This is a genomic window from Microcystis wesenbergii FACHB-1317, from assembly GCF_014696875.1.
GTDB classification, from domain to species: Bacteria; Cyanobacteriota; Cyanobacteriia; order Cyanobacteriales; family Microcystaceae; genus Microcystis; species Microcystis wesenbergii_A.
Genome location: NZ_JACJQV010000184.1, coordinates 14,918 through 28,521 on the forward strand (window position 1 = coordinate 14,918; position 13,604 = coordinate 28,521).

The window sequence follows — 13,604 nt, forward strand, 5'->3', positions numbered from 1 at the left end:
GTTTAGGTTAAAGCTTTTAAGAGAGCTTGAAATTTAAGCTGAATTTCTGCTAGTTCTTTTTCTGGATCGGAGCCAGCAACAATACCCGCACCGGCGTATAATCGCGCTTGATCGCCTTTAATTAAGGCCGAACGAATACCAACAATAAACTCACTATTATTTTGACAATCGATCCAACCCAAAGGAGCGGCATAAAGAGAGCGATCGAAGGTTTCATAATGACGAATTTGTGCTAAAGCGATCTCGGTGGGAACCCCAGCAACAGCAGGAGTGGGGTGTAGTTGGGCAACAATTTCGAGGGGATGGATGGAGGGTTTGAGTTTGGCATGGATAGGAGTCCAGAGATGTTGAATATTGGAGAGTTTTAACAATCTAGAGGGAGAATTTTGCGGATTTAAGCCAATTTGTCGCAGTTTTTGGTTAATAAAGTCACTAACAGCCCGATGTTCCCGTTGTTCTTTTTCACTAGCGAGGAGTTTATTGGCAAAGAGAGCATCTTCGATCGCATTTTCTCCCCGGGGGGCAGATCCCGCTAAAGCATCGGTGATTAATTGCCCCTGATGGACAGTTAACAAGCGTTCGGGACTAGCGCCGATAAAATGATCTCCCCGTCCATTGCCGAGGGAAAAAGTGTAGCAATCGGGATGACGCTGACGCAAATTATCGAGACAGTTTACCAGATGAAAAGGACGGGGAGAAATCACGTCAAGAGCGTGAGCGAGGACAATTTTGCTAAATTTTTGAGCATGGATAGATTGGAGTGCATCGGCAACAGCCGCTTGAAAATTATAGGTAGGATGAATATAATAACTACAGGGAGCCTGATGGGGATTTTGTCGGCAATTGCTCGAGTTATTTTGGATAATTTTGAGGTTGTTGATAGTTTCTTCGAGGGAGTTTTCTATTTCTTTTTCGCTGGTGATTAGGAGATTGGTAAGGAAAAAATATTCCGACTGTTTTTTGATAATTTGAAACTTAGGCAGGGTTAGGGTAGCTGAGGGAAAGGGGGTAGAACTTTCCGAGTCGAAAAAAGTGAAACTACAAAAGATGCGGGGAGTAATCTCGCTATAGTTATCAATTTTAATAATTCTTTGTTGACAGTTTTCAATAAATTTTTGAGCTTTTAAAAAACGTTGTTTGCCGTGGAAAGTGGCAGCAAAGGCGATGCCGTAGCCGAGAAAAGCGGTTTCTCGTTCGGGATTTTCCCAATAACAATGGGTGGCATAGCTAGAGGCAATCCGAGAGAGAATTTCTAGGGGATCAACGGGGGAAATTTTTTGACAAAAACTAACGATCGACGGATTTCCCTTTTCTGCGGCTAACAGTTGCGGGTTGAGGATAAAGTTATAGAGGCCGCGAAGATCAGCAATCGGACTATCAGGATAGGAAAGGCGAGGAACGGCAGAAGTCATGTCAAGTTTTTTGTATTTTTTGCAAAAAAAACCATGATTAATGGTATGTAATCCCCACAGATGTGGCCAGAGTCAAGGCTCTCTTTTTAACTATGATATCGGAGAAAGGGTCTTTAGGCAGAAAGGGAAGGGGATATTTGTGACGATTAACCGGGTTGGAGACAAATGAAAGCTTAAAATCTCCAGAGATGGCTATTATTTAAATGGGCAAAAAAATTAATTTAATAACTGCTACTTTACAAGTTTGTGGAAATTGCCACCACGGGACAAGTGGGGATACATTGTTCACAAACCACACAACGGGAACGCAAAAACTTAAGACGAAAACTTTCGGGATCAAGGGTTAAAGCTTCCGTGGGACAAACTCCCGTACATAACCCACAATCGACGCATTTTTCTTCATCAATGACGATTTCGCGACTAACTTGCGAAACGCCAATATTTTGTAATTGTAACCATTCGATCGCCGCTTCTAACTCATCGATATCTCCCGATAATTCTAATACTAATGTTCCCACTTGATTGGGGGCAACTTGGGCGCGGATAATATTAGCGGCGACGTTAAAATCCTTTGCCAGTCGATAGGTAACGGGCATATGGACGGCTTTTTTGGGAAAAGTGAGAGTAACGCGTTTTTTCATGCAGCCTTTCCAATCAAAGAATCTTTTTTTGCTTATTTGCCGAAAACGGCTGGAATTACAATAGTAGCAGTGGCGGCAACGATCAGACCAAAAGCCAAATTAACTACCTGTTGATCAGCTTTTTGGTAGGTATCGATGCTAAGACTAAGTTCACGGATTTGGTTGATCACGTCTCCTAGCTTTTTTTCAATGTTTTGAACGTTACTTTCTAAAGTTTCTAATCGCCCCTCAATTGTATGAACGTCCCCTTCTAGCCTTTTTAGCTGTCCCTCTATTCGATCGAGTCTTTCTTCGGTCATAATTATTACCCATCTCTAACTTGATTGTAACTCAATCGACACCAATACTAAAAGAGCGCAGCAGTCGTTACAATAGGACAAAGTAAACTTTGATTAAATATCCATGACAGCCACCACACCCACCAACAAAACCAGAAATCTTCTGCTGGCAGTAACGGCAGTTATCCTTAGTGTAGCGATTTTCTTCGGCTTTCAAACCACCGCTAGTTCCGTATCTTTGGAAGCGCAAGCGGAAAAAGCGACACCTTTCGATCTTGCCGTCAGCAATGGTAAACCCACCCTGACAGAATTTTATGCTAATTGGTGTACCAGTTGTCAGGCGATGGCCCCTGAAATTGCCGAAATTAAAAAACAATACGGTAATGCCATTAATTTTGTCATGCTCAACGTTGATAATAATAAATGGTTGCCAGAAATTCTCCGTTATCGTGTGGATGGTATTCCCCATTTTGTCTTTTTAAATAACCAAGGACAACCGGTTGCCCAAGCGATCGGAGAACAACCAAAATCAATTTTAACTGCTAATTTAGAAGCACTTTTAACTAATTCTACCCTACCCTATGCCACCACTACGGGAGAGACTTCTGATTTTAATATCCTTGTGGGTGCTAGTCAAACTGATCCCCGCAGTCACGGCAGTCAAGTTAAGCAGTAATCAGTTATCAGTAATCAGTAATCAGTTATCAGTAATCAGTTATCAGTAATCAGTTATCAGTTATCAGTGGAAAGCTTAGGGCTGAAAGCTATCATTCAAGAGTCAACTATCAATCAGTACATTTCATTGACTAAAATCTTTTAACTATGGCGATTATTGTTCAACATTTGACCACAGGTAACGAATATATATTCCTAGGAGTTAGTGGGGGTGAAAGTAAGAATATTTTACCCACCAAAATGTTAGGAGATTTCTTCGCAACGGAGGCTCCAGATAAATCTCGATCGCTGACGGTTTGTGATGATCAAGGCCGGATTCTTTGGTTTCCTGTCACAGAAATGATTGTGGTGGAGGTAGATGGTCAAAAACCCGAAGAATTATTACCAGAAATTATCGCTCCCGAACCGGTTCCTTTACAATTAGATAAAGAGAATCAACCTCAGTCCCCAGAAAATCAAGAAAACCAAGGAAACATCGATGAATTTGCCGAAGATGACGATTGGATCTAGAATTAAATACCTAATTTTAGCGGGAATAATTGCCCTATTTACTATTGGCTTTAATTCCCTCTATTCTGTTTCTCAAAACTCGATCGCTTCCTTCCCTGTTGCCGAAGTTCAAACCCAATATCTTAACGATTGGACACCGGAATTAGAGGCAGAATTTCAACAAAGGGCCAAGCAGGTTATTAACCATTTTGCTAATCGGGAAAGTTATGGCAATTTGTGGGGAGAAAACGAGAAAAAATCCTATGCTATGGCCATGTTTGATTTCTTGGCAGGAAACCGGCAAAAAGCCCTAGATTTCCTGCAGCAGGATGACCCACAAACACGAGAACAGGCCCACACTGATTATATAGATTATTATTTTTCTTTTACCCTGAAAGGACAAATCAGAAAATATTTTCTTCTCGGAAAGTATCTCGATCCTGTTTATCGTCAGAGAATGTATAATGCGGCGAAAATTTGGACAGAAACCGACCCTTTACAACGGCCTCATCCTATCCACGGTACCGGCCAAGGAACGGGTAATGATTGGAGTATAACAAGACGGGGTTTATGGGTAGATAGTCGTAATACTGATAACCTGCGGGCAATGCGCGAAACATCAGTTTATCTGATGGCCGAAGAAACCGGAAATGAGGCAACTCGTCAACTTTATAAAAGTAAAATTAAGCGTTACGTTTCAGCTTTATATAACATCGGTATGGGAGAATGGGATTCAGAAGTTTATCACGGTCATACCTTTGCTCCCTATCTCAATCTCTACGATTTTGCTCAAGATACGGAAGTTAAACAATGGGCAAAAATGGCCTTAGATTGGTTATCCATGGCCGCTAGTGTTAAATATTATCGCGGTGGTTGGGGTAGCCCTGTAAAACGCGATTATGGTGGTAGTAATGGGGTAATGCGATCGGATTCTGCCCGCACTTTTTGGTTATATTTTGGTGATACTCCTGTCCCCAATAATCGCCCGGAATTGGACTCTCTTTATCTAATTACCAGTCGTTATCGTCCTCCTTTAGCAGTGATGGAATTAGCCCGAAAAAACTTTAATAAACCGGTAGAAATTCTCGCTAGTAAACCCCTGTATGAAAACTGGAAACCGGGCAATAATCAAAGTCCGGGTTATTGGGAAACTCAATTTATCGGCCCTAGTTATCAAATGGGTAGTCTGGCGGGGACTTTCCCCGATGGCGATGTGGCCTCATTTAAATTAATGGCCTTTAATCAACAAAAAGGGGTGGATTTTTTTGTGGCTAACACTGGCAAAAATGGCGTAAAACCGGGCAAAAATCCTGGGGATGAAATCGGACAATATCGTAATCTTTTAATCTGGTTACGACCGGCAGACCAAGCTTTTTTCTGGCAATTACCGAAAACTGCTAAGGTAGAAAAAGATGATAATATCTGGTTTATTCAATTAGAAAAAACTTGGTTAGCTCTGAGATTAATCAATCTTTCTTCTCCTGAAATTATCGAGATTCCTAATTCCCCTTATCCCGATGATCATACCTACCAAGCTTTACCCACAGGTAACAATTATGCGGGTTTTGCTCTGGAAGTGGGGGAAGCGGCAACCCAGGGCAGTTATGAGAATTTCAAGAGCATATTTAAGCAAAAAAGTCAAGTAAATTTAACTCAAATTAACCAAGGCAGCCTCTTATTTAAAGGCAGTCAGGGACAGAGTTTACAATTTACCTATAATCAAATCAATCTACTGCCGATTTTAATTCGTAACGGTCAAAAGCACGATTGGTCAAAAAATTTCGCCCTTTATAACAGTTTAAGTCGAGATAACTCTCCCGTTTCTTTGGGTTGGAAAAAGGGCAAATTAACCGTCAAAGCAGGGAAATATCAATTTTCTAATGCTTTGATCCTGTCTTCTCCTTAAGTTAGATATTCTCGACTATTTATTCAGCAGACCCTAGTTATGAGAAGAGGCAAAAGGCAAAAGGCAAAAGGCAAAAGGCAGCTTTGTTCTCCCCACTTCCCCACTTCCCCACACCCCACACCCCACACCCTGTCCCCACGAAAAACTTTTTCAGCAGACCCTATTTATGAGGATTGCTCAGACGATTTGTGCTTGATTTAAGAATTCTTGCAATTCTTCTCCTTCGATTACTTCCGTGGTCAAAAGATTAGCGGTAATCGACTCTAATAAATTGCGGTTGTGACTGAGAATTGCTAGGGCTTTTTGGTAACTAGCGTCGATAATTTGTTTCACTTCTTCATCGATCGCTTTGGCCGTATTTTCCCCGATCGAACGCCGGGGACTACCCTGATTATTACCTAAAAAATTAGCCTGTCCTGTTTTATCGTAGGCTAGGGGACCCAAGGATTTACTCATACCATAAATTGTCACCATTCTTTCCGCAATATCCGTCGCCCTTTGTAAATCGTCGGAAGCGCCATTAGTCACACTGCCAAAGATTAATTCTTCGGCTGCCCGACCGCCCAATAACATAGTAATTTGTTCTTTAAATTCGGTTTCTGTCATCAAAAAACGGTCTTCCGTGGGAATTTTCAGGGTATAACCCAAAGCGGATAAACCGCGGGGAACGATGGAAATTTTCTCCACCCGACCACCTCCCGGCATGACAGCGCCGACTAAAGCATGGCCAACCTCGTGATAAGCGACGATTTTCTTTTCTTTTTCGGATAAAACCCGACTTTTCTTTTCTAAGCCGGCGATAACTCTTTCTATCGCCTCTTTAAAATCAATTTGACTGACTTTTTCCCGATTATTGCGGGCAGCCAAGAGAGCAGCCTCATTGACGAGGTTGGCTAAATCGGCACCGGCAAAACCGGGGGTTTGGGTAGCGATCGCTTTGAGGTTAACATCTTCACCCATCTGGACTCGTTGGGCGTATATTTGCAAAATTGCCAATCTTCCCGCTAAATCGGGACGATCCACCAAAACTTGACGATCAAAGCGCCCCGGACGCAATAAAGCGGCATCAAGAGTCTCTGGGCGATTGGTGGCGGCTAAAACGATGACGACGGCTTCTTTGGGGCTAAAACCGTCCATTTCTGTCAAAAGTTGGTTTAAAGTCTGCTCGCGCTCATCATTACTGCCGCTAGTTCCCGATCCCGAACTTCTCGATTTACCGATCGCGTCCAATTCATCAATAAAAATGATGCTAGGGGCATTTTTCTTCGCTTGGGCAAATAGATCCCGCACCCGGGCCGCCCCAGTGCCGACAAATAATTCCACAAATTCCGAGGCCGAAATGCTAAAAAAAGTCACTCCCGCTTCTCCCGCGACCGCTTTTGCTAAGAGAGTTTTTCCCGTCCCCGGCGGTCCGACTAAGAGAACACCTTTAGGAATACGCGCCCCGATTTTATTAAAGCGCTCGGCATCCTTGAGAAATTCGACAATTTCCTTTAACTCGGTTTTTGCTTCCTCGGCCCCGGCCACATCACTGAAGGTAATCGGATATTTTTCGCCGTCTCCGTAAACTTTAGCGAGATTTTTATTAAAAAGCAGCGATTTACGCGTGTCATCGTTGCGATAGAACAGAAACTGCATAGCGGCGACTAAAATTAAGGGGGGAACCACCCAAGCGAGGAGAGTGCTGATCCAACTGTTTTCGGCCACGGGAATCGCCTCGAAGATTACGCCTTTTTTCTGTAATAGTTGGGGTAATTGGGGGTTATAGACTGGAATCGTGGCCAAGACTCTTTCTGGGACTAGATTACTGCTTGGTTTGCTGTCCAGAGAACTAGAATCACCGTAAAGGGGATTATTTGATTCTGGGGGATTAACGGGGGGATTACCCGGAATAGGCAGGGATTCGAAAGGATTTTTTAATTGATAAAAGATGACTTGATTGCCAATTTTGACCTTACTGATGTCGCCCCGTTCCACTTTACTGATAAATTCGCTGTAGGGTTCCAGGGGAATATTGGACAATTCTGAGGAACGAGGGATAAGAAAATAGCCTAAAGCGGCAACACCAGAACAAATGAGCAGGATTTTGCCTAACCGCGGCAAACGCGACCAGGAAAATTTATTATCTTCTTGATTAGCCATAATTTTTAGGGCAGGTGAGAGTGAAAATACAAAGTTCATACTAACAATTCCCTATCTCGATCGCCTTACCGATGGGATAGGATAGAGGATGGAATACTTGGTAGCGAGCGAGCGACAAACGAGAGAAATCCCATGAATTTAGTTAGCTTAGAGAACTTTCTCGATAACACTTCTTTTTTAGTCCTGTTTTTAACCATGCTGGTTTATTGGGCCGGGGCAGCCTTTCCTAGCATACCTTTGTTGCCGGGCCTGGGCAGCACGGGAGTGGCCATCGCTAACCTCTGTATCGCCGCTTTATTGGGGGCGCGCTGGTTAGAAGCGGGTTATTTCCCCATCAGCAATCTTTACGAATCTTTATTCTTTCTCGCTTGGGGTGTAACTGCGGTTCATTTAATTGCTGAGTACACTAGCCGCAGTCGCCTGGTGGGGGTGGTGACGACTCCTGTAGCCATGGGGATTACTGCTTTTGCCACTTTGTCCTTACCCGGGGAAATGCAAACTTCGGCGCCCTTGGTTCCGGCTTTAAAATCGAATTGGTTGATGATGCACGTTAGCGTCATGATGTTAAGTTATGCTGCTTTGATGGTGGGTTCCCTGATGGCGATCGCTTTTCTGATCGTCACGAGAGGTCAAAATATTGAGTTAAAAGGCAGTTCCGTGGGTACGGGAGCCTATCGTCTCCAAAATAAGTTATCTACCACTCTTTCCGCCCCAATTTTCCTGGAAACGGCTAACGGTGGCACAACCGCCCTTTTAACTCCCACCCTAACAGCGATGGCGACTCTTTCGCCCCAACGTCTTAGCTTGGCGGAAACCCTCGATAATATCAGTTATCGGGTCATTGGCCTCGGTTTTCCCCTTCTCACTATCGGTATCATCGCCGGAGCAGTTTGGGCCAATGAAGCTTGGGGTTCCTATTGGAGTTGGGATCCGAAAGAAACTTGGGCGCTAATCACTTGGTTAGTGTTTGCCGCTTATCTCCATGCCCGCATTACCCGGGGATGGCAGGGAAGAAAACCAGCTATTCTAGCAGCGAGTGGTTTTGTTGTGGTTTGGGTATGTTATTTAGGGGTGAATCTTTTAGGTAAAGGTCTTCATTCCTACGGCTGGTTTTTCTAAATCAGTTATAGGGGTGGGTTGTGGGGTGTGGGGTGTGGGAAGAATAAATAAAAATAATCTTCTGACGACCGACGACCGACTCCTAACCCCACCAACAAACTTTTTGCCGCAAACCATAAATAATTATAAGTAGGGAGGCACAATTATTTGTAGGATGGGTTAGCGGTAGCGTAACATAATCGGGCGTTGGGTTTCATGCTTCAACCCAACCTACGTTCATCTTATATTTAATTCCACCCACCCACTTAACTTCTCAAAAATTATAAAAAATGATCGAGCGGAAAACTACTATTAAAAATCTGGCTTTAATTGCCGGTGTGCATGGCAATGAACTAACTCCCGCTTATTTGGTTAAATACCTGCAAAAGTCACCTAATCTTATTGCTCGCAGCAGTTTTCAATCCCACAGTCTCATCGCTAATCCCTTAGCCCTAAAGCAACGGGTTAGATATATCGATACGGATTTAAATCGTTGTTTTAACCAGAAAGATTTAGTTAATCCCGATTGTCAGCAATACGAACAAAAACGAGCCAAAAAAATAGTTAAAGAAATCCGAGAAAAATCCATTGATTTATTAATCGATATTCACAGCACCACATCTAATATGATGCTGGCGATTATTTATTCTAATCCCCATCCTTGGCTATTAAAACTATTTACCTATCTGACTAAAATTAATCCTGAGGTGCGCTTAATTTATCATCCCGTCAGCGAGGAAGAAAATCATTTTCTGAAAGGAATTTGTCCCCTAGCTTTTACCCTAGAAATCGGTCCGGTTAACCATGGGGTCATCTGTCCCTATCTTTTTCGTCAAACCGAAACACTTATCTATCAAATCCTAGACTATATCGAACAGGAAAATTATCTCGCTGCCCATCTCGATACTTTCAGCGAATCCCTCACAGTTTACCAACGTTTAGGATCGATCGATTATCCTAGGGATGAACAGGGTGAAATTAAAGCCATGTTACATCCTCAGATTCTTCAACGAGATTATCAGGCAATTCAACCCAATCAACCGATTTTTCTAGGATTTGATGGTCAGGAAATTATCTATCGTGGTGAATCTGAACTATATCCTATCTTTGTCGGAGAATCTTCCTATAAAGAAAAAGGAATCGCCCTTTGTTGGACAGCCAAAAAACAAATTGATATTAATTAGTACTAGACAGTAGTTTTCTTGACAAAAAAACAGGTCTAAATAAGGGAAAAGCCACTATGACCTTTACTTCTGATTCTCTTTTAGCTGAACGTTACCAACTACAACAACGCCTAGGAAATACCGCTATCGGTCGTCAAACTTGGTTAGCTACCGATATATTATCCCAGGAATCGGTAATTATTAAACTCCTCGCTTTTAGTCCCCAGATGGAGTGGGAAGAATTAAAATTATTTGAACGGGAGTCCGCCGTTTTAGCTTCTCTCTATCATCCCCGTATTCCCCGCTATCGCGATTATTTTTCCCTCGATAAAAATCAAGGTGACGGGATTCCTTGGTTTGTACTTGTACAAGATTATATACCGGGAGAATCCTTAAGCGATCGCTTAGAAAGGGGGCAACGTTTCACCCCTACGGTAATTCGGAATATTGCCCAAGAAGTTCTCGAAATTCTCATTTATTTGCATGAATTATCGCCCCCAGTATTACATCGAGATATTAAACCTAGTAATTTAATTATTAACTCGGAAAATAACGTTTATTTAGTAGATTTTGGCGCAGTACAGTCCAGGGGTGCAGTGACAGGAGTTACTTTTACCGTGGTGGGGACGAGTGGTTATGCACCCCTAGAACAATTTTGGGGCCGGGCAGTTCCGGGTTCTGATTTATATGCCTTGGGCATGACTTTAATTCATTTATTGACGGGAATTGTGCCGATAGAACTGCCCCACCGCGAGTCTAAAATTCAATTTCGCCAACTGGTGACAATCGATGATGATTTAATCGATTGGTTAGAAACTATGACTGATATGGCGGTAGAAAAGCGGTTTAAAAGTGCCAGAGAAGCCCTAAAATTTCTTCAACATCCCTACCATCGTCAAGTATCAAGTTTAATCGATCCTAAGAAATTACCAAAACCTCCCCACAGTTCCATCCGTATCGCTAAACACCGGGATAATTTAGAGATTAATTTACCCCCCAAAATTAAGCTACCTTCCGATAAGCCTACCCTCTGGTCTTTGGCGATTGTCCTTACTGTCACTGTTTTTATCTCCCCGATTCTTACCTTTATTATAGCTCTAATTGGTTTTATTTGTTTGCGGGAGATGCAATTAATTCTTACCCCTCAAGAAGTTTTAATTAAATATAAACTCTTCAATTTTATCTACAAAAAATTTGCTTTTAAAACTCAAGATTTATGGGGTATTTTTCTTCATAGTAATGGCACAGAAGGTAACTATCAGATTCGTCTGCGGACGGCTAAAAATTATTATCTTATCGGTCAGAATCTCCGCGAGGATGAATGTCTCTGGTTAGGACAGGAAATCCAAGACTGGTTAAATTTTATCAAATATAGCGTTTCTCCTCAAGATGAAGTGTAACCTGACAGGGTATCTTCTCCTGACTTGAAAGAGGGTGTAGGGTGTGGGGTGTGGGGTGTGGGGTGTGGGGTGTAGGAAAGGAAACCTCTTTCATCTGTGGGGGTGAAAATTTTTTCATCGGGACTGACTACCCAAAAGGAGAACTTTGTACCTCACCATTAAGATAAATGAGAATCAATTCAAGAAATCCTAGGAATTAGTCGGTAGGCATTTTCCCTTTTTTAACCTTAATCTTGCAAAGATCACCCTATCTTGGTAGTATAATAACTGATTTACATTTCCTCGGCTACAGGACGGCAATTATTAAATCGGATTAGGAATTGCCAAAAGGCGGCCATGAAATGTTAGTTATTAGTGGAGAAGAAAAAATGAGCTCTGAAATTTACAAAAAAGTCAGCTTGTTGGTTTTGTATCAAGGGGTTTTTGATAATGCTATTGGCCAGGCATTTATTACCCTATTAGCTACGGATAATGTTGCCGATTTTCTCAAAGCTTATGGTCAATGGTTTCAAGCTTTAGCATCTAAAAATATCAGTTGGAATGATTTTCTAATCGAACAAATTCTCTTAGATGATAATCCCTTTAGTCAACAGGTACAGAAAAAAAGTGTTTGGGAGTTACCCGAATCTTTAATTAATGGCGTTAAACAGGATTTATCTATCCTCCAATCTCTTTATAACTCTAGCATTTATAGCTTAAGCAGTTCGACAATTTTTGAACAAATTAAATTTCTAATTTTCCCCGCTTGGGAAGTGGAAAATAAATTAGAAAGTTTGCTGCATTCCAGTTCAGATTGGACGGAATTAGTCGAAGATTTAGCCGATTATTATCGCAAATGTGGTACAGGAATTTTTGCCCGTTATCCAGCTTTAAGGTGGCAAGAAGGCAGATTACAAGGAATTACTCATCCCGATACCGTGCAGATTCAAGACATAGTCGGTTATGAAACGCCCAAGGAAACCTTGATTAAAAACACTGAGTTTTTATTGGCAGGTTATCCTGCTTTAAATGTCCTACTCTATGGCAGCCGTGGTTCTGGAAAATCCTCTCTAGTCAAGGGACTATTGCCAAAATATCATAGTCAGGGATTGCGCTTAATTGAAGTGGCAAAATCGCAATTAAAAGACCTACCATTAATTATTGAAATCTTGCGAGATTTGCCTCAAAAATTTATTATCTTTGTCGATGATTTATCCTTTGAAGAAGACGATGAAGCTTTTAAAGCTTTAAAGGTTATTTTAGAGGGAAGTCTCACCGCTAGACCGAAAAATGTCGTAGTTTATGCCACTTCTAATCGCCGACATTTAGTCAGAGAATTTTTTGCGGATCGACCGCAACCAAAAGATAGTGATGAAGTGCATAATTGGGACACAGTACAAGAAAAATTATCCTTTAGCGATCGCTTTGGTTTAACCCTCACTTTTGAACCAGCTAATCAAGAAAAATATCTGGAAATAGTGCGCCATTTAGCCAGTTTAGCTAAATTAAAAATTAGCTTAGAAGACTTAGAATTTCGTGCCAAACAATGGGCAACCCGACATAATGGGCGATCGGGAAGAACTGCTAGACAATTTATTGATTTTCTGCAAGGAGAATTAGGATTAAAAGGTAGCATTAAGTAAGTGGTTCTAATTAAATAGAAGATAGATTTTGCCTTTAATCCCCCCTTAATAAGGGGGGATATGACAATTTTTAACACCTACCTACTTAATTATGTTATGATCAAATAAAAGAAGCTCTAATCTGGAAAAATGTTGACTTCATCTCCCCCTAAAACCCTCAGCTTAGAAGAATATCGTAATTTAGAAACTAGAGCGGAAACTAAACACGAATATCACAACGGGGAAATTATCGAGATGACAGGGGGAAGCATCAATCATAATAGTATTCTCATTAATCTTATTGTCCTGCTAAAATTGGCTTTAAGAGGACCTAATTATCGTCTTCAATCTAGCGATCTACGTCTATGGATACCCCAATATAATCGCGGTTTATACCCAGATTTAATGATCATTGCTGGGGAACCATTATTTAGTGATAATCGCAACGATGAAATCTTAAATCCCTGTGTAATTATCGAAGTTTTATCCCCTTCCACCTCTAGTTATGATCGGGGTGATAAATTTCGTTATTATCGTTCTATACCCCAATTAAACCAATATCTTCTCGTCAGTCAAGGGGAGATATTAATAGAATCCTATAGCAAAACATCAGAGAATAATTGGTTACTGCAAGAATACACCCCAGCCAGGGGAATTATATCCCTAGATTCTTTAGGAATTAGCTTAAATATTGCCGATATTTACGAAGGAATTAATTTTAATTGAAGAATAATTGACGAATGATAACCTTTTTTTTCTGTGATCTAGGTTATAATCGGGAGGATTAAAAATTCTGTGA

At 41.5% G+C, this 13,604-nt stretch carries 12 protein-coding genes; 8 read left to right on the plus strand and 4 right to left on the minus strand.

Annotation, left to right across the window (positions count from 1 at the left end):
• Positions 1–2: 2 nt before the first annotated feature.
• From H6F92_RS17925 to H6F92_RS17935, 3 genes are all read right to left on the minus strand, one after another.
• A complete protein-coding gene (locus H6F92_RS17925; protein WP_190358941.1) occupies positions 3–1,412 on the minus strand; it encodes an isochorismate synthase in 1,410 nt (469 codons plus the stop codon).
• Positions 1,413–1,648: 236 nt separating this feature from the next.
• On the minus strand, positions 1,649–2,053 hold the full coding sequence (locus H6F92_RS17930) for an NIL domain-containing protein (RefSeq protein WP_002739790.1): 405 nt from the start codon (positions 2,051–2,053) through the stop codon (positions 1,649–1,651).
• Positions 2,054–2,085: 32 nt separating this feature from the next.
• On the minus strand, positions 2,086–2,352 hold the full coding sequence (locus tag H6F92_RS17935) for a ssr2422 family thylakoid membrane protein (protein WP_190358942.1): 267 nt from the start codon (positions 2,350–2,352) through the stop codon (positions 2,086–2,088).
• Between the two features lie 103 nt (positions 2,353–2,455).
• On the opposite strand from H6F92_RS17935, the gene H6F92_RS17940 reads away from it, so the two are divergent.
• From H6F92_RS17940 to H6F92_RS17950, 3 genes are all read left to right on the plus strand, one after another.
• The gene (locus tag H6F92_RS17940) at positions 2,456–3,007 is read left to right on the plus strand and encodes a thioredoxin family protein (protein ID WP_002750106.1); all 552 of its coding nucleotides are present in this window, start codon (positions 2,456–2,458) and stop codon (positions 3,005–3,007) included.
• 146 nt (positions 3,008–3,153) lie between these two features.
• On the plus strand, positions 3,154–3,516 hold the full coding sequence (locus tag H6F92_RS17945) for a hypothetical protein (protein WP_190358943.1): 363 nt from the start codon (positions 3,154–3,156) through the stop codon (positions 3,514–3,516).
• Complete coding sequence (locus tag H6F92_RS17950; RefSeq protein WP_190358944.1) at positions 3,485–5,401, plus strand: hypothetical protein; 1,917 nt, start codon at positions 3,485–3,487, stop codon at positions 5,399–5,401. The genes H6F92_RS17945 and H6F92_RS17950 overlap by 32 nt, the downstream gene beginning before the upstream one ends.
• Before the next feature lie 177 nt (positions 5,402–5,578).
• On the opposite strand, the gene ftsH is transcribed toward H6F92_RS17950, so the two are convergent.
• Entirely contained in the window at positions 5,579–7,543 is a 1,965-nt protein-coding gene (ftsH, locus tag H6F92_RS17955) for an ATP-dependent zinc metalloprotease FtsH (protein ID WP_190358945.1), read from the minus strand.
• Positions 7,544–7,675: 132 nt separating this feature from the next.
• Between ftsH and ccsB the strand changes: the two genes are divergently transcribed.
• The 5 genes from ccsB to H6F92_RS17980 all read left to right on the plus strand — a co-directional run bounded on the left by ccsB (position 7,676) and on the right by H6F92_RS17980 (position 13,531).
• Entirely contained in the window at positions 7,676–8,662 is a 987-nt protein-coding gene (gene ccsB / locus H6F92_RS17960; protein ID WP_045359308.1) for a c-type cytochrome biogenesis protein CcsB, read from the plus strand.
• 269 nt (positions 8,663–8,931) lie between these two features.
• Positions 8,932–9,825: an aspartoacylase gene (locus tag H6F92_RS17965; protein WP_190358946.1), complete on the plus strand. Its 894-nt coding sequence runs from the start codon at positions 8,932–8,934 to the stop codon at positions 9,823–9,825.
• A gap of 56 nt (positions 9,826–9,881) precedes the next feature.
• Complete coding sequence (locus H6F92_RS17970; RefSeq protein WP_190358947.1) at positions 9,882–11,204, plus strand: serine/threonine protein kinase; 1,323 nt, start codon at positions 9,882–9,884, stop codon at positions 11,202–11,204.
• A 368-nt stretch (positions 11,205–11,572) separates the two neighbouring features.
• A complete protein-coding gene (locus H6F92_RS17975; RefSeq protein ID WP_190358948.1) occupies positions 11,573–12,826 on the plus strand; it encodes an ATP-binding protein in 1,254 nt (417 codons plus the stop codon).
• Between the two features lie 129 nt (positions 12,827–12,955).
• Positions 12,956–13,531, plus strand: coding sequence for a Uma2 family endonuclease (locus H6F92_RS17980; protein WP_190358949.1), 576 nt, complete (start codon positions 12,956–12,958; stop codon positions 13,529–13,531).
• Positions 13,532–13,604 lie beyond the last annotated feature (73 nt).

Coding starts and splice junctions, on each gene's coding strand:
- H6F92_RS17945 (WP_190358943.1), top strand. CDS start 3,154: ATGGCGATTATTGTTCAACATTTGACCACAGGTAACGAATATATATTC.
- H6F92_RS17935 (WP_190358942.1), bottom strand. CDS start 2,352: ATGACCGAAGAAAGACTCGATCGAATAGAGGGACAGCTAAAAAGGCTA.
- H6F92_RS17950 (WP_190358944.1), top strand. CDS start 3,485: ATGAATTTGCCGAAGATGACGATTGGATCTAGAATTAAATACCTAATT.
- H6F92_RS17930 (WP_002739790.1), bottom strand. CDS start 2,053: ATGAAAAAACGCGTTACTCTCACTTTTCCCAAAAAAGCCGTCCATATG.
- H6F92_RS17980 (WP_190358949.1), top strand. CDS start 12,956: ATGTTGACTTCATCTCCCCCTAAAACCCTCAGCTTAGAAGAATATCGT.
- H6F92_RS17975 (WP_190358948.1), top strand. CDS start 11,573: ATGAGCTCTGAAATTTACAAAAAAGTCAGCTTGTTGGTTTTGTATCAA.
- ccsB (WP_045359308.1), top strand. CDS start 7,676: ATGAATTTAGTTAGCTTAGAGAACTTTCTCGATAACACTTCTTTTTTA.
- H6F92_RS17970 (WP_190358947.1), top strand. CDS start 9,882: ATGACCTTTACTTCTGATTCTCTTTTAGCTGAACGTTACCAACTACAA.
- ftsH (WP_190358945.1), bottom strand. CDS start 7,543: ATGGCTAATCAAGAAGATAATAAATTTTCCTGGTCGCGTTTGCCGCGG.
- H6F92_RS17940 (WP_002750106.1), top strand. CDS start 2,456: ATGACAGCCACCACACCCACCAACAAAACCAGAAATCTTCTGCTGGCA.
- H6F92_RS17925 (WP_190358941.1), bottom strand. CDS start 1,412: ATGACTTCTGCCGTTCCTCGCCTTTCCTATCCTGATAGTCCGATTGCT.
- H6F92_RS17965 (WP_190358946.1), top strand. CDS start 8,932: ATGATCGAGCGGAAAACTACTATTAAAAATCTGGCTTTAATTGCCGGT.